Genomic DNA, 16,569 nt, shown 5'->3' on the forward strand with positions numbered 1-16,569 from the left:
CGTGCCCTCCCGCGGCGGCAAGGTCACGGTCCGGTACGGGAGTCGGGGCGTGTGCCTGATCTCCGCGGTCCCGGGGCTCGGTTTCAAGGCGACCACCTCGCAGACCTCCGACGACACGCTCACGGTCACGTTCTCCGGTGACGACCACCGCTCGGTGGTCACGGCCACGATCACCCCGGCGGCCAAGGCGAGCGTCCGCGAAACCTCCTTCTGAACCGTTCGCCGGATTCGGGCCGCTGTGTACGGCCGTGGGCCGGGTTCCGCCGAAGCGGAAGGTGAGCGGTTCCTTAGGGCAACCTCAAGATCGGGCCGGGGCGGTTCCGCGGGCCCCCGGCGGTCCTATGCTCGCGTCAGCCGAGCGGGAGTCGGCACCGGGACGCGTCAAGGCCCGGTGGACCGTCGACCCCGGCTTTCACCGATCGGGGGCGCGCCACGCCCGCCCCCGCGTCCCGACCTTGCCCAGGGGTGTCCTCGTCATGAGTTCTCGCATGCTCCGATCCGTCCGCGCCGCGGGCCGTACGCCGTCCGACCGCCCCGCCGGCGCGCTCGGCAGGAGGCTGCCGCTGGTCGCCGCCGCCGTGGTCGTGGCCGGGATGACGGCCGCCTGCGGCCCCTCCTCCGAGCCGGCCGGATCGGCCGCTCCGGCCGGCGCCCGGCCGTCCCCGTCGGCGTCGGCGTCAGCCTCCCCGGAGACCTCCGCGACCCCGTCGACGCTGCCGTCCGCTTCCGCTTCGGCCTCGGCCTCGGCCTCTGCCTCCGCGTCCGGGCCCGCCTCCGGCGCCGCGTCGCCCAGTGCCTCCCGTACCGCCAAGGGCACCGGTTCCGGGTCCGGTTCCGGTTCCTCCGGGTCCGGGGGCGGCGGGACGGCGACCAAGCCGGCCCCGACGACCGCCTCGCCCGGCCGGGCCCACGTTCCCGGTCCCGGCTACGACGCCTCGGCCGACGCGCGGGCGCAGATCGACGCGGCGCTGCGGGCCGCCAAGTCCGACGGGCGGATGGTGCTGCTCGACTTCGGGGCGAACTGGTGCGGCAACTGCAAAGCCGCCGACAAGGTGTTCGCGCAGCCGCAGACCTCGGCGATCCTCGGGGACTCGTACCACCTCGTGAAGGTCGACATCGGCGGGGACAGCTCCGCCAACTCCGCGCTCCTGCGCAAGTACAGCCCCTCGGGCGGGACGTACACGATGCCCGTCCTGGTGGTGGTCTCGCCGTCGGGCGCGACGCGCACCGACACCCACGTCACGGGCAACCCGTCTCTGACGGCTGAGGGCGTCAACGCCTTCCTGCGCAAGTGGGCTCCGTGAGACGAGGGGTGCGGGGGCGGGTCGTCGTCGCCGTGGGCGCCGGCCTCGCGGTGGCGGCGGGCCTGTTCCTGACCGGCGTCGGAACGGACCGCGACGGCGGCGCTCCGGCCGGTCGTGGGGGCGGGCTCCGCGCGGCGGCCGACGCCGAGGTCCTCGCCGTCGGCGCCCGCGCGGCCGCGCCCGCGTTGGCGGGGGCCGACCTGGACGGGAACCCGGTGTCGCTCGAAGCCCTCCGCGGCGAGGTCGTCGTCCTCAACGTCTGGGGCTCCTGGTGCGCGCCCTGCCGTGCGGAGGCCGACGACCTCGGCCGGCTCAGCGGACAGACCCGGGGCCAGGGGGTGCGCTTCCTCGGGATCAACACCCGGGACCGGGACCGGAGCGCCGCACGGTCCTTCGTACGCGCGCACGGGCTGGACTTCCCCAGTCTCCACGACCCGGACGGCGAACTGCTGCTCCGCTTCCCTCCCGCTCAGCTCAACCCCGCCTCGATCCCCTCGACGCTGGTGATCGACCGCGCCGGCCGCGTCGCCGTCGCCATCGGCGGCTCCGTCACCGACGGGCAACTGCGGCCCCTGATCGCCCGGGTGGTGGCGGAACGATGACGCTCGTGATGCCCGTTTCCATGGCAGCCGCCCCGGACACCGCTTCCTCCCTCGTCAACGGAACGGTCCTGGTGGCGGCTCCGGTCGCCTTCCTCGCGGGGCTCGTCTCCTTCCTCTCGCCGTGCGTGTTGCCCCTCGTGCCCGGCTACCTCGGCTACGTGACCACCCTGTCGGTGGCCGACCTCACGGACGCGCGCGGCGCGCGGCGCGGGCGCATGGTGACGGGCGCCCTCCTGTTCGTCCTGGGGTTCACGGCCGTCCTCGTCTCGGGCGGCGCCCTGTTCGGCCACTTCGGCCGGATCCTGGCGGAGCACCAGGAGCCGGTCACGCGGGCGCTCGGGGGGCTCACCGTGCTGATGGGTCTGGCCTTCATGGGCTTCCTCCCCGGCTTCGCCCAGCGGGAGTTGCGCAGTCACCGGCGGCCCGCGCTCGGCCTCGCCGGCGCCCCCGTGCTCGGGGCGGTCTTCGCCGTCGGCTGGACCCCGTGCGTCGGTCCGACGCTGGCGGCCGTCCAGGCCCTCGCCTGGACGGAGGCGAGCGCGGCGCGCGGAGCCCTGCTGATGGCCGTGTACAGCCTCGGGCTGGGGCTGCCGTTCGTACTGGCCGCGCTCACCTTCCGGCGGGCCCTGGGCGCGTTCGGCGTGGTCAAACGGCACTACCCGTGGGTGCTGCGCGTCGGCGGCGGGCTGCTCGTGCTGGTCGGCGTACTGCTGGCCACGGGGGTGTGGAACGACCTCGTCTACCGCGCGCAGGTGTGGAGCGCGAACTTCACCACGGCCGTGTAGGCCGTCCACCTCTCCCCTCCCACCCCCCGTCCCCCGTCCCCCGCCCCCAGACCACCCGACACCGAGGCACACAGATGAACCTTTCCGTACGACCGGGCCTCCGCCGCGGGGCCCGCCTCGCCACCGCCCTCCTCCCCCTGGCCGCGCTCGTGGCCTGTGGCGGCGCGCCCACCGGGGCGTCGCCCGTCGCCCCGGGCGCCACGACGCGCTTCTCCGAGAACGGGGTCACCGTCACGCTCTCGGTCTCCGACTGGCAGGGCTCCCGGGGCACCCTCGCCGTGGTCTTCACCCCCGAGACCGAGGGGTTCCACCTCTACAGCAAGGACCTCCCGCCGACCGGCGTCGAGGGCGTCGGCCGTCCGACCGCGGTCGCCGTCACCGGCACCCTCGCGGCGCAGGGCCCCCTGCGCACCGACTCGACGGAACGGTCGATCCCGGTGCCCGGGGTCGACGCGCCCGTACCCGTCTACCCGGACGGCCCCGTCACCACGACCCTGCCCGTCCGCGCGTCCGGCCCCGGAAGGGCCACCGTGGTCCTCGGGTACGCGAGTTGCAGCACGCGCGACGGCTGCACGATCCCGGTGTCCGACCGCGCCGTGGCTGTGGACGTCACCCCGGACGGCCTGACGTTCACGGGTACGTGACCTGCGCGAACGGGCCGCTGTCGGCGTCGCCGCACCGCGCCGCGCGACCGCGACCCATCCGGAATATCCGACTCCACTCACCCCGTCCGATATGCGGGCCCACGGGCCAACGGCCGTGCGGGGCACGGTCTAAGGTGTCCGCATGCCGAGCGTCCTGGTCGTGGAAGACGACCCCAGCATCCGCCAGTCACTGATCGAGGTACTGACGGAACAGGGGTATGCCGTACGCAGCGCCGCCGACGGGTTCGGGGCGCTGCGCGAGGTCACGCAGTCGCCCGTGGACGCGGTGGTGCTGGACCTGGGGCTGCCCGACCTGGACGGCGGGGACGCGCTGCGGATGATCCGCGGGATCTCCTCCGTACCGGTGCTGGTGGCCACGGCCCGCGACGACGAGTCGGAGATCATCAACATCCTGAACGCGGGCGCCGACGACTACCTCGTCAAACCCTTCTCCGGGGGGCAGCTCCTCGCCCGCCTCTCCGCCGTCCTGCGACGCACCGGCGGTGTTCCCGCCGCGGGCGGGGCGGTCGGGGCGGCGGCGCCCCCGCAGGCCGCCGAACCGCCGCGCCCCAGCGTCGTGGGCGAGCTGGCGGTGGATCCGGGGGCGCGCACCGCCCACCTGGCCGGGCGGGAGCTGCGGCTGACCCGGCGGGAGTTCGACCTACTGGCCTTCCTCGCGCACCACAGCGGTCAGGTCGTCTCCAAGCGGCGCCTGCTGACCGAGGTCTGGCGCGAGCCGTACGTGGACGACCAGACGGTCGACGTGCACCTGTCCTCGCTGCGCCGCAAGCTGGGCGAACGGGCGGCGGCCCCGCGCTACCTGCTGACCGTGCGCGGGGTCGGCATCAAGCTGGTGGCACCGCGTTGAGGCGCTCGCTCGCCGGGGTGGCGCTGGCGGTGACCTCCATGGTCGCCCTGTCCTTCCTCATACCGTTGGCCGCCCTGGTGATGTCGCTGGTCAAGGAACAGGGGGTGACGGCCGCCGAACAGCGGGCCGCCGCGCTGGCGCCGGTGCTCACCCTGACCACGGACCCGAACGCGCTGCGGGAGTCCGTGGCGAGCCTGGACGCGGCGGAGCACCTGGTCGTGCACCTGCCGGGATCGGGGACCCTGGGCCGCTCCAAGGCGCCCTCCGCGCTCCTCGAACGGGCGCAACGCGGGCGCGAGTCGATCTCGCAGGAGGTCCCGGAGGGGTGGATCTGCCTCCAGCCGGTGGTGCTTCCGGGCGACGAGGTCGCCGTCATCGAGAACTTCGTGCCCGAGGCGGAACTCACGCGCGGGGTGGCGCAGTCGTGGGCGGTGATGTGCTTCCTCGCCGTGGGGCTGATCGCCGGCTCGGTGCTGGTGGCCGACCGGCTCGGCGCGAAGGTGGTCCGTTCCTCGAAGAGGCTGGCCCACGCTTCGCACGCGCTGGGGTTGGGTGACCTGGACGCGCGGGTCGAGCCGATGGGCCCGAGGGAGCTGCGGGACGCGGGCGTCGCGTTCAACGCGATGGCGCACCGCATGAACGAGCTGCTCGCCGTCGAGCGAGAGTTGGTCGCCGACCTCTCGCACCGGTTGCGCACCCCGCTGACCGCCCTGCACCTGGCGTCGGAACGCATGGCCGGCACGCCGGAGTCGGCGCGGGTGGAGGCGGCCGTCGGGGAGCTGGAGGCCGAGCTCCGGGCGATCATCGCCGCGGCGCGCACCCCGCTGGCCGTGGGGCCCATGGGTCAGGGCCTGCTCGGCACCGAACCGGCCGCACCGCGCCCGGGCCCCGGGTCGGGGAAGGCCGCACCGCGCTGCGAGGCGGCCGAGGTCGTACGGCGGCGGACCGCCTTCTGGGCCGTGCTGGCGGAGCAGCAGCAGCGCCCGTGCACCCTCGACCTCACGCAGGAGCCCACGGCCGTCGGCCTCTCGGACGACGACCTCGCCGCCGTCATCGACGCGCTGATCGGCAACGTCTTCCGGCACACCCCCGACGGGACGGCGTTCGGGGTGCGGGTCGTGCGGACGGCCCAGGCCGTGGAGCTGGTGGTGGAGGACGGCGGACCGGGCATCCCGGATCCGGACCGGGCGCTGTCCCGAGGGAGCAGCACGGGGTCCACGGGTCTGGGTCTCGACATCGCGCACCGGGCCGCGAACGCGACGGGCGGGGCCCTGCGCGTCGCGCGCGGACCGCTCGGCGGGGCGCACATCACGGTGACGTTCGCGCTGGCCTCGCCGGCCCCGTCCGGGCACCGCTCGCGGATCTCCCGCGGCCGCAACCGCCGGCGTCAGGGGGCGTCCCCGGCGTAGGCCGGGTCATCCCGGAGCGGGGGGTCGGGCTGTGCCCGGTGGGTGTCCGGGCCGTCACCAGACGATCTTGTAGGTCACGTCGTGCGGGATCGGCGCGGGGGCCGCCTCGGGGAAGACGAGGCGCATGCGCGTGAAGCGGCGCAGGTCGGTGCGGTCGGGATCGTTCTCGGGGTGGCTGAGGGTCACCTCGACCGGGTACCCCCGGAACCGGCCGGCCGCGCAGTAGGGCTTGCAGTCGTTCACCATGTCGGTGCCGGTGGCGGTGGCCGTGGTCCGCCCCCAGGACTTCCAGTCCAGCCCGACCAGCCGGTTGTTCCCGTCTCCGCAGGCCAGGAGGTACTCCTCCGGCTTGACCTGGGGTTTCCCGACACAGTCGAGGACGGCCACCACCGGCTCGGGCTCGACGGCGGGCGCGGCCGAGGCCAGGGAGGCGGTGGCGGTCGCGCCGATCAGGGCGGCCGTGACCGCGCACACCGTGACCGTCCGGGTCCTGCCTGCGATGTCCATGGGGAACGCTCCTTCTGGTACCGAGCCCAGCTTCCCCCATCACCCCGGTGGCCGCACCTCGGCCGTCGCCCCGGGGAGGGCGACGGGGCCTAGGTGCGGGCCGGGCCCGCCTCGACCTCGCCCAGCTCGGCGATCAGCGCGTTGCGCCCGGCCAGCATCTCCGTGAGGATCCTGCGCGCGGCGCGCAGGAGTTCGGCGACGTCGCCGCCGGCGAGGGCGTAGGTGACGGTGGAGCCCTCCCGCGTCGAGACCACGATCCCCGACCGGCGCAGGACCGCCAGTTGTTGGGACAGGTTCGAGGCTTCGACGTCGATCTCGGCCAGCAGGTCCCGTACCGGCATCGGGCCGTCCTGGAGGAGTTCCAGGACACGGATGCGGACCGGGTGGCCGAGCATCCGGAAGAACTCGGCCTTGACCTGGTACAGCGGGACCTGCATTCCCACGACGCTCCTGTTCTTCCTCGCGCTCGATCTCGGACGGGAACGGGGACCGGGACGCGACCGCCGGCCGGTCGTCACGGGCGGGTCGGTGGGTCGTACCGGTGCCCATCGTCGCTGCCCGCCCGTTCCCGCGGACCGGAAGTTGACCTGTTTCACATGTGTCGAGTTGAAGATCTCTTCAACTCGTGGGCATGCGTGGGCCCGACGACGCGCCGCGCCTAGACCTCCAGTTGCGCCTCGATGCGTCCGAGCTGGTGCCGGGCCATCGCCAGGTTGGACCGGCCCTTGTCGAGGACGAGGTAGAGGAACAGTCCCCCTCCCGAGCGGCTGCGTCGCAGGCGGATCAGGTGGTACTGGCTGCTGAGGGTGATCAGGAGGTCCTCGATCTCGTCCTGGAGTCCGAGCATCTCCATCGTGCGGACCTTGGCCCGGATGACGTCGGTGTTCCCGGCGGCGGCCACCATCAGGTCCAGGTCCTTGCCGCCGCCGAGCGTGCCGAGGGCCATTCCGCTGGCGTAGTCGACCAACGCCACTCCCAGGGCCCCCTCGATCGAGGTCATCGCTTCCTTCAGCGACACTTCCACGTTGGCCATGGTTGTCCTCCCTTGGTGTCATGTGCCGGGCGTGGCACCGATCTTCCGTACCGGGACGCTACCGACCGCTCGGCTCCGTACGGCCCGATCCCGGGAATTGGCTCGATCCCGCCCCTCGCCCTCCTCCCACCCCCGCCGGCGCTCCCCCGCGGCGTGCGCGGCGGGCTCGCGCAGGTGGGCGGCGGCCGTGCGCCAGGCCTCGGTGACGGCGGCGTGCGCCTGGAGCGTGCGGGCCGCGGTGTCCCCGCTCAGGTCGACGGCCCGCCCGATGTGGACGTGCAGGTCGGGTCGCCGCAGCGGCGCCGTGAGCAGCCCGGCGACCTGCTTGGCGACCCCGCCCGAGGTGATGCGCCGGGCTCCCGCCTGGCCCACGGGGACCACGGGCGCTCCGGTGCGGGCGACGAGGCGGGCGAGGCCGCTGCGGAAGGCCTCCGGCGCGGCCTCGGCCGCGTCGCGGCGGGTGGGGATCCCGCCCTCGGCGTACAGGAGGACGGTCCGGCCGGAGGCCAACGCCGCCGCCGCGTGGTCGAGGGCCTCGGCGGCCCGCCGGTGCCCCCGGTGGACGGGTACGTGGCCCTCGCGGGCGAGCGCGCGGCCCAGGACGGGCACGCGCCACAGGCCGGCGGTGGCCAGGACGACGGGCTCGACCCCGCACCGGCGCAGCGCGGCGAGGACCACGGCGGGATCGGCGAGGGAGGTGTGGTTGGCGACGACGACGCTGCCGGGGCGTACGCGGGCGTCGGGCGCGGTGGTGACGGACAGGCGTCCGAGGGTGGGTACCAGGAGGTGGGCGAGGCGGCTGAGCATGTCTTTCTTCCCCGTTCGTCACAGCGGCAACTGCTGTCCCCAGACTCTCCGCCGCCCGCCCGTTCCGCCTGAGTCGTCCGCCTCAGCCCGTACGGGTCCGCGTACTCATCCGGTCCCCGTACGCGGACGGCGAAGGCCCCGCCGGTGCGATCCCCGTGGTGCGATCAAGGCGCGGCGGAGGTGCGATGGAGGTACGGGGGACTCCCCGACCGTGCCTCGCGCGCCGCGCGGCCTTCCCGAAGGGGTGGTGATCCCGTGCCCGAGCCCGTCCCGCCCGGGCGACCGCCCACCGGGCGCCGCTGCGGCCCCCTTCACCCGGGGCGCATGGCGGCGGCGCTCGCCGCGGCGGCCTGCCTCGCCCTGACACCGGCCCCCGCCGCGCCGGCGGCGCCCGCCCCGGCCCCGGCCGGGGGCTGCCCGCCCGGCTGGATGTGCGGCTGGACGGGCCCGGACTTCACGGGCGTGGCGAGCCTCGTCGCCGAGGACTTCCCGCGGTACCCGGAGACGACGGCCTACGTCGGCTTCAACGACGGGGCCTCGGTCTGGAACGGCGCCGGGACCCGGAGCCGGGACGGCCGGCTCCAGGCCCGCTGCGTCACCGTGTACAACGCCACCGAGTACCGGGGGCGGAGCCTGGTCCTGCGTCCGGACCAGGGCGTCGCACGGCTGCCCGCCTCGTTCGGGAACGTCCGCTCCAACCGGTTCCACCCCTGCCCGCCGCCCTGACCGGGCACGTCAGCGGCCCAGGGCGTCGCGGATGGTCAGGCCGTGGTGCAGGCGCAGGCGGCGGGTCTCCCACCAGGACAGGGCCGTGACGGTGACGGGGGCGCCGAGGATGAACAACGCCCGGGCGCCGGACGGGACTTCGGGGTACGCGCCGGTGACCACGTCCAGCAGGGCCATCTCCCACACCAGGACGCCCGCGAGGAGCGGGGGCAGCACCTCGTGGATGTCGGCGGTGCGGAAGACGTGGACGAGCGACAGCCCGATGCCGTACAGGGCGAAGACGATCGACCACAGGCACACCGCCCAGAGGACGATCCTCCCCGGAAGTCCGAGGACGCCGGGCATCGTAGTGGCCGGCGCGGGGCTACGAGGACGGGGCGTCCGCTCCGGCGGGCCGGTCGGGCAGGTGCCAGCGGTAGGGCGCCACCAGGGCGGCGATGGCGTCGGGGCCCCAACTCCCCGGGGCGTAGGGCCGAACCGGCGGCGGGGCGTCGAGCAGGGGCCCCGCGACCTCCCAGAGGCGTTCGATGCCGTCGGAGCGGGTGAAGAGGGACTGGTTGCCGCGCATGGCCTCCAGCAGGAGGTGTTCGTACCCCTCCAGGGAGTTCGCGGCGGCGAAGGAGGTGTCGTAGCCGAAGACCAGGTCGGCCTCCGCCAGCCGCATCGACGGCCCGGGTTCCTTGACCAGGAAGCGGGCGGTGACGGAGCCGGGGTCGGCGAAGTCGATGACGAGTTCGTTGCTCCGGCCGTCGACGGCCGCCCGCGCGTCCAGCGGGAACATGCGCAGCACCGGCTCGCGCAGGCCGAGCGTGACCACGTGCCGCCCCTCGGCCAGGGCCTTGCCGGTCCGCAGGTGGAACGGCACCCCCGCCCAGCGCCAGTTGTCGATCTCGACCCGCAGCGCCACGAACGTCTCGGTGTCCGAGGCCGGGTCCACCCCCGGCTCGGCCCGGTAGCCGGTGTACTGGCCGCGGACGACGTGCGCGGGATCGACCGGCCGCAGGGCGCGGAAGACCTTGACCTGTTCGTCGCGCAGCGACTGCGCCTCCAGGGCGACCGGCGGCTCCATGGCCACGAACCCGAGGAGCTGGAACAGGTGGGTGACGACCATGTCGCGGAAGGTGCCGGTGCCCTCGAAGAAGTGGGCGCGGCCCTGGATGTCGATCCGTTCGGGCACGTCGATCTGCACGTGGCTGATGTGCTCGCGGTTCCACAGGGGTTCGAAGAGGCCGTTGGCGAAGCGCAGCGCCAGGATGTTGTCGACGGCCTCCTTCCCCAGGAAGTGGTCGATGCGGAACACGTGGGACTCGTCGAAGACGGCGTGGATGGCGGCGTTGAGCGCGCGGGCGGACTCCAGGTCGGTGCCGAAGGGCTTCTCGACGATGACGCGGGCGTCCCGGGAGAGTCCCGTGGCGCCGAGCAGGTCGACGACCGAGGTGAAGGCGACGGGCGGCACGGCGAGGTGGAACAGCCGGCGCGGGCCGCCGCCGAGGGCGGCCTCCGCCTCGCGGACCGCCGTCATCAGCGGTTCGGCGGCGCCCGTGTCGGCCGCGCCGAACGTCAGGGCGGCCTCGAAGGCCTCCCAGGCCGGGCCTTCGGGGCGGGCCCGTCCGAACGCGGTGACGGCCTGCCGGGCGTGGGCGCGGAACTCCGTGTCGGTGAGGGCCTCGCTCGCCGGCGCGGTGCCCACGATGCGGTAGCGGGCCGGCATCAGTCCCGCCCGGGCCAGGTGGAACAGGCCCGGCAGCAGTTTGCGCCGGGCCAGGTCCCCGGTGGCGCCGAACAACACGATGACGTGGTCCGCCGGGGGCGGTTCGGGGGACTGGTCCGGCTGGGCCATGGTGGGCGTCCTCACTCGTGCCGTCTCCGCCGCCTCGGCGGCGTTCGTACCGTCCTCAGGGCCCCACTGTGCGGGCCCCGGGCCGGACCGGCACCCGGGGTCGTCCACTCGGGTGCGGGGCGCCGTCGCCCCGGCCCCGCCTGGCTCCCGGGCGACCCCGCTCCCGGTGTCCTGGTGCGCGGTGTCCTGGTGCGCGGTGTCGGGTGTCCGCCGCCCCGGCGGCCCGGCATACCCGTGGCGGAGTCGGGCAGGCGGTGACGACCACCGGGGAACCGGAAGACCGGGGAGCCGGAAGCACGAGAACGAGAACGAAGGCGGTCGCATGCGGAGCGTGGGCGTTGAGGAAGAACTGCTGCTGGCGGACGCGGACACCGGGGCGCCGCTGGCCGTGGCGGGGGCCGTGCTCGCCGCGGCCGACCGGGCCGGGGCCGATGACCGGCGGGAACACACCTTCGAGGCGGAGCTCCAGGAGGAGCAGGTCGAGTTCGCCACGAAGCCGGTGACGGAGATGGGCGAGCTGCGCGAGGAGATCGTCCGGTGGCGCGCCGAGGCCGCCCGGCACGCCGCGACGGCCGGGGCGGTCGTGGCGGCCATCGCCACCTCCCCGCTGGCCGTGCAGCCCTCCATCTCGCCGGGCCACCGCTACGCGTGGGTGGCGCGGCAGTTCGGCATGACCGCGCAGGAGCAGCTGACCTGCGGCTGCCACGTGCATGTGTCGGTGGAGTCGGACGAGGAGGGCGTCGGCGTACTGGACCGCATCCGCCCCTGGCTCCCCGTCCTGACCGCGCTGAGCGCGAACTCGCCGTTCTGGCAGGGCGAGGACACCCTGTACGGGAGCTACCGCAGCCGGGTGTGGAACCGGCTCCCCTCGGCCGGGCCCGTCGACGTGTTCGGCTCGGCGGACCGCTACCACGCGGAGGTGCGGGCCATGGTGGAGTCGGGCGTGCTCCGCGACGCGGGCATGCTCTGGTTCGACGCCCGGTTGTCCGCCTCCTACCCCACGGTGGAGGTGCGCGTGGCGGACGTGTGCCTCGACGCCTCGACCCCCGTCCTGCTGGCCGCGCTCGTACGGGGGCTCGTGGAGACGGCGGCCCGGCAGTGGCGGGCCGGTGAGCCGCCCGCCCGGGTCAGCACCGGCCTGCTGCGGCTCGCGTCCTGGCAGGCGGGCCGCTCCGGCCTGGACGGACCCCTGCTGGACCCCCGGTCGCTGCGGGCCACCTCGCCCGAGGCGGCCGTCGAGGCGCTGTGCCGGCACGTGGGGGACGCCCTGGCCGACGCCGGCGACGAGCACCTCGTACGGGCGGGGGTGGCGGACCTGCTGGAGCACGGCAACGGGGCGCGCGTGCAGCGGGAGCTGCTGCGGGCGGAGGGGGACCTCGCCTCCGTCGTCCGGGACTGCGCGCGGCGGACCACCGGCGACACCGGGGTCGAGGCCGCTCGGGGCCGGTCGTACGGCTGACCCGGCCCACCCGGCCCCCGGCCCACCCGTCGTACCCGGCTCGCCGCGGCCGCGTCGCCGAGCGCCGAGCGCGGAGCGCGGGGAAAAGTTTTCGCGGACCCCGTTTGAGGTCTCGATTCGGGGTCATACGCGTCCATGTCGGCGGGTCGCCGTTCGAGCGGGGCGGCGACCCGCCGAGGTCGACGGCCGCGCGCCGGTGTCCCGTCCCCCCGGGCACCGGCGCGCGGCCGCCGTCCTGCGCCGAGGCCCCGGCTCCGTGGGGGCGGAGCGGACGGACGGGACGGACCGGCCGGACCCGTGCCTTCGCTCCTCCCGTTTCGTACGCTGGCGGCATGCGCACGCGTCCCACTCTGAGCTGGACCCCCGCCGAGGACCTGCCGCCGGGCACCACCGACGTGGAGCCGGTCGCCGCCGCGCTGCGCGCGGGCGGCGTGCTGGTGCTCAGCGGCGCCGGGATCTCCACGGAGTCGGGCATCCCCGACTACCGGGGCGAGGGCGGAAGCCTCAGCCGGCACACCCCGATGACCTACCAGGAGTTCGTCGGCGACGTCCGGGCCAGGCGCCGCTACTGGGCGCGCGGCCACCTCGGCTGGCGCACGTTCGGCCGTGCCCGTCCCAATGCCGGGCACCGGGCGGTGGCCGCGTTCGGGCGGCACGGGCTGCTCGCGGGTGTGATCACCCAGAACGTCGACGGCCTGCACCAGGCCGCGGGCAGCGAGGGCGTGGTGGAGCTCCACGGGGCCCTGGGTCGGGTGGTCTGCCTGTCCTGCGGCGCCCGCTGCTCGCGCCGCGAGCTCGCCGGGCGGCTGGAGGAGGCCAACGCGGGCTTCGAGCCGGTGGCCGCCGGCCTCAATCCCGACGGCGACGCCGACCTGACCGACGAGCAGGTGGCCGACTTCCGGGTGGTGCCGTGCGCGCACTGCGGCGGCGTACTCAAGCCCGACGTGGTGTTCTTCGGCGAATCCGTTCCGCCGCCCAGGGTGGAGCGGTGCCGCGCGCTGGTCGACGGGGCGTCCTGCCTGCTGGTCCTGGGCTCCTCCCTGACCGTCATGTCCGGGTTGCGCTTCGTGCGGCAGGCCGAGCGCGCCGGGAAACCGGTGCTCATCGTCAACCGCGACCCCACCCGGGGCGACCGGCACGCCGGCGCCCGCGTCGCACTCCCCCTCGGATCGGCCCTGGGCTCGATCGCCGACCGGCTGGGCATCCCCGTGGAGGATCCCCCCGGGGGGAACGTACGCTCGGACTCCGCCTAGAGCCTGTCGTCACACTCCTGTCGTCGCCCGGAGGCAGGCGGGAGTTCGACGACAGGCCCTGGCAGGCCGTCCGCCGTCCCTCGCGGGCAGCGGCTCACGAAGGACGGAGTCGAGGAAATCGTGCACGACCCACGCACCGCCGCCGCCCGATCGGACCGCACGCGGTCCGGCACTCCCCCGCCGGGCGACCCCGGTGACCACCCGGGCCCGGAGGGGATCCGTGCGCACTGCGCCGAGGTCTTCGACCTCGACGCCCGGCTGCCCGAACCGGTCTTCCGCCAGGATGCGGGAGATTCCCTGTTCGTCGATTTCGACTCGCTCCTCACTCCCGAACTGTGGCCGGCCCTGCGCGCGTTGGCGCGCTCGCACGGCGACCGGTACGTCGAACTGCTGGTTCTCTCGCCGGACGACGACCGTTGTTCCTTCGCCCCGTTGGCGCTGCCCGTGGAGGCCCACGAGGACGACTACTGGGAGGCGGTGGGCTTCGACGAGGGGGACGACGTCGGGGACGCGATCACGATCATGGCGAACGTCGTGGCCCTGACGGGGCCTTCGCGCAAGTGGGGCTGCTGGGGCGAACGGGACCCCGAGGTGGCGGTCTTCCAAGGGTTTCCCGACCGGGCCACCCGTGACGCGTGGCGGGCGGAGTTCGGGCCCTTCCGGGAGGTGGAGCAGGCGCTGGACACGTACCTCTCCCTGGTCTTCAGGGGGTCCGTCCCCGAGCCGTACGCGGCGGCCCTGACGTCCCACTACCGCGTCGAGGCCCCTGGCGCCCTCCCCGACGCCACCCATAATTGAACACGTTCAGGAAGAGTGGCACCATGGGGTGAGGCGTCCCCCGAGCGGAGGGTGGCGTCCCTTCGGCATGCCGGGAACGGGGGGGCCATGGAGACGAAGCGATCCTTCGGCCGGATTCTGGTGGTCTCGACGTTGGTGTTCTGCCTGGAGGTGGCGCTCGCGGCCGCGATCGGCGTGCTGTACGCGATGACGCGGGTGCCGCCGCACCTGGGCGGGGTCTCCGTCGAGGTGGTGCCGGCGCTGGTGCACCTCACCTGGATCTCCGCGCTGGTGGGCGCGGTGCTGTCGCTGGTGGTGGTCCTGCCCGCCGTGGCGCTCGGCGACGCCCTCGGGCGCCTGGTCGGCGGCGCGGACTCCTGGGCGTGGGTGCCCGCCTCCGTCGGAGCCGTGCTCGCGGTCCCGGCGGCGTGGGCCCTGTGGAGCGGCTCGGACGGGTCCGGGGTGACGACGGCCTGGGCCGTGGCCACCGCCGTCCTCTCCGTCGCCGCCCTCCTCGGCCGCCCACGACGGGAGGGGCTGCTCGCCCTGGTGGCGAAGCGCGGCACGGCGGTCGTGGCGGGGATCGCCCTCCTGGGCGCCTTCGCCCTGTGGACCGACATCGTGCCGAGGTACCGGCCGCCGTCGATCACCGCGGCCGCGGTGACCGGCACCTGGCACGACGGGCGGGGCGGACACATGACCTTCGAGGCGGACGGCCGCGTCACGGCCTCCGGCATCAGCCTGTTCGGGCCGGGGGACAGCGCGGACGACGTGACGCGCACCTGCACCGGAACGGGCACCTGGACCTTTACTCCCGGACTCCGCAACACCTGGGGGCAGCGCGTCGACAGCCGGATCGCGGGCTGCTCGCTGCCCGCGTGGCGGGTGGAGGGCCACGACGGCAGCCCCGAACTCGTCCGCTACGTCGGCGATCCGGACGCCGCCGACCGGTACGGGTTGAGCAGGGGCCGCTGACCGGACGACCCGCGCGCCCACTCGCGTACTCCACTCGGCGCGACACGGGCGCGCCGCACGCGGGATGCCGGCGCGTACGGAGCCGGCGGTGCTACAGATAGGGCGGTTCGACCTCAAATCGGGAGGTATGTAATGCGTACTCATCTTCTCCGTCTCACCGCCACCCTGGGCACGGCCGCCGTCCTGGGCCTGGGCGGTGCCGGTCTGGCCTGCGCCGACGGCGTCGGCAGCTCCGGCATCGGCAACTCCGGCGTGGGCAACCACGGTTTCGTCAACACCGGCGTCGGCAACGCGGGCGCCCTGAACACCGGCCTCGGCAACGCGGGGGTCCTGAACTCCGGCATCGGCAACGCGGGCCTCGCCAACACGGGCCTGGGCACCGCCGGCATCGGCAACTCGGGCCTGGGCACGGCCGGCATCGGCAACTGAGTCGACCAGCGCGTGGCGTGTGCGCGGGTCGGGCGGGGCGAGGCCCAGGGCCGACGCCCCTCCCCGGAACCCGCGCGTACGCCACGCCCGGCGTGTACGCCACGCCACGCCCGGCGCGTACGCCACGCCCCGCCTCGCCCGTCGCGGCGGCCCGCCGCGGCCCGTGCCACGCCCGGCCCGTCGCGGCCCGCGATCGCGGCGTCCGCGCGACACTGGAGGGGTGAATCCGTCCGCCCCCTCCCCCGGCGCTCCCGCCGGGATCCGCGAACGGCTCGGCCGTAGCCTGTTCACCCGTGTGGCGGGCCCGTCGGGCCCCCAGAACCGCGCCCGGATCCACGGCACCCCCGGACCCCGCTGGTTCCCTCCGGACAGCCCCGTGCGTGCGGTGCACGGCGACGCCTCGATGTTCACCGGTGGTCTGGCGGCGCTCCTGTTGCAGTCCCTGCACCCCGTGGCCATGGCCGCCGTCGCCGCGCACTCCGGCTACCGCGGCGATCCCTGGGGCCGGCTCCAGCGGACCAGCACCTTCCTCGCCGTGACCACGTACGGCACCGCCGCGGACGCCGACCGGGCGGTCGCGCGGGTCCGCGCGGTGCACGAGCGCGTCAGCGGGGTCACCGCCGACGGCCTGCCGTACCGCGCCGCCGATCCGCACCTGCTGGGGTGGGTGCACGCCGCCGAGGTCGACTCCTTCCTGCGGGCGCACCAGCGCTACGGGGCCCACCCCCTCGACGGCCCAGGCTGCGACGCGTACCTCGCCGGCACCGCCCGTGTCGCCGCCGCCCTCGGGGTCCTCGACCCGCCGTGCGACCGGGCCGCCCTGGCCGCCCGACTGGAGGCCTACCGGCCCGAACTGCGGGCCACCCGCGAGGCCCGGGACGCCGCCCGCTTCATCCTGCTGCGTCCGCCCCTGCCGCTGCCGGCCCGGGGCCCGTACGCCGTCCTCGCGGCGAACGCCGTCGCCCTGTTGCCGCCCTGGGGCCGGGACCTGCTCGGCGTGCCCCGCCTGCCGGGGCTCGACGCCCTGTGCGTACGCCCCGCCGGCCGGGCCCTGACCTCGGTGATCCGCTGGGCGCTCCAGGCACAACCCCCGCCGCCGACCCCCGAGGCGTACGCCGGGCGGGTCGATTAGGTCGTGTCCTGCGGATCGG

General features: G+C 75.0%; 19 protein-coding genes and 1 pseudogene. 14 read left to right on the top strand and 6 right to left on the bottom strand.

All coding sequences use genetic code 11. The features are described 5' to 3' along the window. Window position 1 precedes the first annotated feature (1 nt). The 7 genes from ACZ6ZI_RS33375 to ACZ6ZI_RS33405 all read left to right on the top strand — a co-directional run bounded on the left by ACZ6ZI_RS33375 (window position 2) and on the right by ACZ6ZI_RS33405 (window position 5,612). On the top strand, window positions 2-214 hold the full coding sequence (locus tag ACZ6ZI_RS33375) for a hypothetical protein (protein WP_469527270.1): 213 nt from the start codon (window positions 2-4) through the stop codon (window positions 212-214). 274 nt (window positions 215-488) lie between these two features. Beyond that, window positions 489-1,304 (top strand): thioredoxin family protein, encoded by an 816-nt coding sequence (locus tag ACZ6ZI_RS33380; protein ID WP_469527273.1) that lies wholly within the window; start codon window positions 489-491, stop codon window positions 1,302-1,304. Then, the gene (locus tag ACZ6ZI_RS33385) at window positions 1,301-1,906 is read left to right on the top strand and encodes a TlpA disulfide reductase family protein (RefSeq protein WP_469527274.1); all 606 of its coding nucleotides are present in this window, start codon (window positions 1,301-1,303) and stop codon (window positions 1,904-1,906) included. Before ACZ6ZI_RS33380 ends, ACZ6ZI_RS33385 begins: the two co-directional genes overlap by 4 nt. 20 nt (window positions 1,907-1,926) lie before the next feature. Next, a complete protein-coding gene (locus ACZ6ZI_RS33390) occupies window positions 1,927-2,691 on the top strand; it encodes a cytochrome c biogenesis CcdA family protein (RefSeq protein WP_469527276.1) in 765 nt (254 codons plus the stop codon). Between the two features lie 74 nt (window positions 2,692-2,765). After that, complete coding sequence (locus ACZ6ZI_RS33395; RefSeq protein WP_469527278.1) at window positions 2,766-3,335, top strand: hypothetical protein; 570 nt, start codon at window positions 2,766-2,768, stop codon at window positions 3,333-3,335. Window positions 3,336-3,477: 142 nt separating this feature from the next. Next, window positions 3,478-4,203 (top strand): response regulator transcription factor, encoded by a 726-nt coding sequence (locus ACZ6ZI_RS33400; RefSeq protein ID WP_363058635.1) that lies wholly within the window; start codon window positions 3,478-3,480, stop codon window positions 4,201-4,203. After that, the gene (locus ACZ6ZI_RS33405; protein WP_469527281.1) at window positions 4,200-5,612 is read left to right on the top strand and encodes a HAMP domain-containing sensor histidine kinase; all 1,413 of its coding nucleotides are present in this window, start codon (window positions 4,200-4,202) and stop codon (window positions 5,610-5,612) included. The genes ACZ6ZI_RS33400 and ACZ6ZI_RS33405 overlap by 4 nt, the downstream gene beginning before the upstream one ends. Before the next feature lie 54 nt (window positions 5,613-5,666). On the opposite strand, the gene ACZ6ZI_RS33410 is transcribed toward ACZ6ZI_RS33405, so the two are convergent. The 4 genes and pseudogenes from ACZ6ZI_RS33410 to ACZ6ZI_RS33425 form a co-directional block, all read right to left on the bottom strand. Next, complete coding sequence (locus tag ACZ6ZI_RS33410; protein WP_469527284.1) at window positions 5,667-6,119, bottom strand: hypothetical protein; 453 nt, start codon at window positions 6,117-6,119, stop codon at window positions 5,667-5,669. A gap of 89 nt (window positions 6,120-6,208) precedes the next feature. After that, window positions 6,209-6,556, bottom strand: coding sequence for an ArsR/SmtB family transcription factor (locus ACZ6ZI_RS33415; RefSeq protein ID WP_363058695.1), 348 nt, complete (start codon window positions 6,554-6,556; stop codon window positions 6,209-6,211). A gap of 221 nt (window positions 6,557-6,777) precedes the next feature. Further along, window positions 6,778-7,152 carry a hypothetical protein gene (locus ACZ6ZI_RS33420; protein WP_469527286.1) on the bottom strand — a complete coding sequence of 125 codons (375 nt, stop codon included), beginning with the start codon at window positions 7,150-7,152 and terminating at the stop codon, window positions 6,778-6,780. Window positions 7,153-7,299: 147 nt separating this feature from the next. Further along, window positions 7,300-7,959, bottom strand: a pseudogene (locus ACZ6ZI_RS33425) (lysophospholipid acyltransferase family protein); the annotation flags it as partial. A 324-nt stretch (window positions 7,960-8,283) separates the two neighbouring features. Between ACZ6ZI_RS33425 and ACZ6ZI_RS33430 the strand changes: the two are divergent. After that, a complete protein-coding gene (locus ACZ6ZI_RS33430) occupies window positions 8,284-8,685 on the top strand; it encodes a peptidase inhibitor family I36 protein (RefSeq protein ID WP_469527290.1) in 402 nt (133 codons plus the stop codon). Window positions 8,686-8,694: 9 nt separating this feature from the next. On the opposite strand, the gene ACZ6ZI_RS33435 is transcribed toward ACZ6ZI_RS33430, so the two are convergent. Together ACZ6ZI_RS33435 and zwf are read right to left on the bottom strand one after the other, a co-directional pair. After that, on the bottom strand, window positions 8,695-9,030 hold the full coding sequence (locus tag ACZ6ZI_RS33435; protein ID WP_469527292.1) for a hypothetical protein: 336 nt from the start codon (window positions 9,028-9,030) through the stop codon (window positions 8,695-8,697). Window positions 9,031-9,049: 19 nt separating this feature from the next. Next, window positions 9,050-10,525, bottom strand: coding sequence for a glucose-6-phosphate dehydrogenase (zwf, locus tag ACZ6ZI_RS33440; protein WP_469527294.1), 1,476 nt, complete (start codon window positions 10,523-10,525; stop codon window positions 9,050-9,052). A 322-nt stretch (window positions 10,526-10,847) separates the two neighbouring features. Here zwf and ACZ6ZI_RS33445 point away from each other — a divergent pair, with 322 nt between their 5' ends. The 6 genes from ACZ6ZI_RS33445 (at window position 10,848) to ACZ6ZI_RS33470 (ending at window position 16,550) form a co-directional block, all read left to right on the top strand. Then, on the top strand, window positions 10,848-11,984 hold the full coding sequence (locus tag ACZ6ZI_RS33445; RefSeq protein WP_469527296.1) for a glutamate--cysteine ligase: 1,137 nt from the start codon (window positions 10,848-10,850) through the stop codon (window positions 11,982-11,984). 332 nt (window positions 11,985-12,316) lie between these two features. Then, the gene (locus tag ACZ6ZI_RS33450; protein WP_469527299.1) at window positions 12,317-13,237 is read left to right on the top strand and encodes an NAD-dependent protein deacetylase; all 921 of its coding nucleotides are present in this window, start codon (window positions 12,317-12,319) and stop codon (window positions 13,235-13,237) included. A gap of 120 nt (window positions 13,238-13,357) precedes the next feature. Then, complete coding sequence (locus ACZ6ZI_RS33455) at window positions 13,358-14,035, top strand: hypothetical protein (protein ID WP_469527302.1); 678 nt, start codon at window positions 13,358-13,360, stop codon at window positions 14,033-14,035. Window positions 14,036-14,122: 87 nt separating this feature from the next. Next, window positions 14,123-14,989 (top strand): hypothetical protein, encoded by an 867-nt coding sequence (locus ACZ6ZI_RS33460; protein ID WP_469527305.1) that lies wholly within the window; start codon window positions 14,123-14,125, stop codon window positions 14,987-14,989. Between the two features lie 132 nt (window positions 14,990-15,121). Beyond that, the gene (locus ACZ6ZI_RS33465; protein ID WP_469527308.1) at window positions 15,122-15,418 is read left to right on the top strand and encodes a hypothetical protein; all 297 of its coding nucleotides are present in this window, start codon (window positions 15,122-15,124) and stop codon (window positions 15,416-15,418) included. 220 nt (window positions 15,419-15,638) lie between these two features. Beyond that, window positions 15,639-16,550 carry an oxygenase MpaB family protein gene (locus ACZ6ZI_RS33470; RefSeq protein WP_469527310.1) on the top strand — a complete coding sequence of 304 codons (912 nt, stop codon included), beginning with the start codon at window positions 15,639-15,641 and terminating at the stop codon, window positions 16,548-16,550. Window positions 16,551-16,569: the final 19 nt, after the last annotated feature.

It is taken from the genome of Streptomyces sp. NPDC103540 (assembly GCF_055584445.1).

What these genes read in the sequence shown, in the direction of transcription:
- ACZ6ZI_RS33445 (WP_469527296.1), top strand. Translation starts at nt 10,848, where the DNA reads ATGCGGAGCGTGGGCGTTGAGGAAGAACTGCTGCTGGCGGACGCGGAC.
- ACZ6ZI_RS33460 (WP_469527305.1), top strand. Translation starts at nt 14,123, where the DNA reads ATGGAGACGAAGCGATCCTTCGGCCGGATTCTGGTGGTCTCGACGTTG.
- ACZ6ZI_RS33400 (WP_363058635.1), top strand. Translation starts at nt 3,478, where the DNA reads ATGCCGAGCGTCCTGGTCGTGGAAGACGACCCCAGCATCCGCCAGTCA.
- ACZ6ZI_RS33435 (WP_469527292.1), bottom strand. Translation starts at nt 9,030, where the DNA reads ATGCCCGGCGTCCTCGGACTTCCGGGGAGGATCGTCCTCTGGGCGGTG.
- ACZ6ZI_RS33430 (WP_469527290.1), top strand. Translation starts at nt 8,284, where the DNA reads ATGGCGGCGGCGCTCGCCGCGGCGGCCTGCCTCGCCCTGACACCGGCC.
- ACZ6ZI_RS33465 (WP_469527308.1), top strand. Translation starts at nt 15,122, where the DNA reads ATGCGTACTCATCTTCTCCGTCTCACCGCCACCCTGGGCACGGCCGCC.
- ACZ6ZI_RS33395 (WP_469527278.1), top strand. Translation starts at nt 2,766, where the DNA reads ATGAACCTTTCCGTACGACCGGGCCTCCGCCGCGGGGCCCGCCTCGCC.
- zwf (WP_469527294.1), bottom strand. Translation starts at nt 10,525, where the DNA reads ATGGCCCAGCCGGACCAGTCCCCCGAACCGCCCCCGGCGGACCACGTC.
- ACZ6ZI_RS33415 (WP_363058695.1), bottom strand. Translation starts at nt 6,556, where the DNA reads ATGCAGGTCCCGCTGTACCAGGTCAAGGCCGAGTTCTTCCGGATGCTC.
- ACZ6ZI_RS33420 (WP_469527286.1), bottom strand. Translation starts at nt 7,152, where the DNA reads ATGGCCAACGTGGAAGTGTCGCTGAAGGAAGCGATGACCTCGATCGAG.
- ACZ6ZI_RS33450 (WP_469527299.1), top strand. Translation starts at nt 12,317, where the DNA reads ATGCGCACGCGTCCCACTCTGAGCTGGACCCCCGCCGAGGACCTGCCG.
- ACZ6ZI_RS33380 (WP_469527273.1), top strand. Translation starts at nt 489, where the DNA reads ATGCTCCGATCCGTCCGCGCCGCGGGCCGTACGCCGTCCGACCGCCCC.
- ACZ6ZI_RS33410 (WP_469527284.1), bottom strand. Translation starts at nt 6,119, where the DNA reads ATGGACATCGCAGGCAGGACCCGGACGGTCACGGTGTGCGCGGTCACG.
- ACZ6ZI_RS33390 (WP_469527276.1), top strand. Translation starts at nt 1,927, where the DNA reads ATGGCAGCCGCCCCGGACACCGCTTCCTCCCTCGTCAACGGAACGGTC.